Source organism: Sphaerisporangium melleum (genome assembly GCF_014646695.1).
Lineage (GTDB): Bacteria > Actinomycetota > Actinomycetes > Streptosporangiales > Streptosporangiaceae > Sphaerisporangium > Sphaerisporangium melleum.
In genome coordinates this window covers 348-1105 of record NZ_BMNT01000131.1, presented here as the reverse complement: position 1 = coordinate 1105, position 758 = coordinate 348, and the positions used below count along the sequence as shown (strand labels likewise).

Here is a 758-nt window from a genome sequence, read left to right as displayed (position 1 = left end):
TATGCGGGCGGCGCTACCGGGTTGCGGGTGACGATCGCGTCGGCGGGTGTGGAGGGCACGCTCACGATGGCCCTGGCTGATGAGGCCGGTGTCCCGCTCGCGCAGATCGACGCGCTGACCCTGCGACCACTGTCGGCCGGCGGACCGTCCGTGACGACGGCACTGAACTCCCTCCACCAGCTCGACTGGGTCGCCGCCCCGGCGGATGCGCAGGCAGGGGCCACTCCCCGATGGGTCGTGCTGGGCGGCGACGACCTCGGCATAGGGGCGGAGCTCTGCGATGACCTGGCAGATGTCGCCGGCCTGGCCGCGGGCGAGTTCCCCGAGGCCGTGCTGGCCGTCTGCTCCACCGATCAGAGTCCCGGCCAGGCTGGTAGCCCATCCGCGGCACGTACCGCCGTGCACTCGACCCTGCGACTGCTGCAGGAGTGGCTGGCCGAGGACGAGTTCGCATCGTCGCGGCTGGTGTTCCTGACTCGAGGTGCGGTGGCGGTCGGTGCGGACGAGGTCCCGGACGCGGCCCTGGCTGCGGTGTGGGGTCTGGTGCGTGCGGCGCAGGCCGAGCAGCCCGGCCGGTTCGTTCTCATCGATCTGGACGAGGAGAGCCCGGCCGCCGAGACGGTCGCCGGGGCACTGGCCACGGGCGAACCGCAGATCGCGGTGCGGGCTGGACGCCTGCACCTACCCAGGCTGAACCGAGTCCCCGCCCCGGCCGTCGACGAGGCCGACCCCACCCCGGTCTTCGGTCCGGAGGGGGT

Annotated in this window: 1 protein-coding gene; it reads left to right on the top strand. The window is 73.0% G+C overall.

The features are described from left to right. Positions 1 to 27: 27 nt before the first annotated feature. Positions 28 to 758 (top strand): SpnB-like Rossmann fold domain-containing protein (locus IEY93_RS37490; RefSeq protein ID WP_444544686.1); only part of this gene is annotated, 731 nt, incomplete at its 3' end.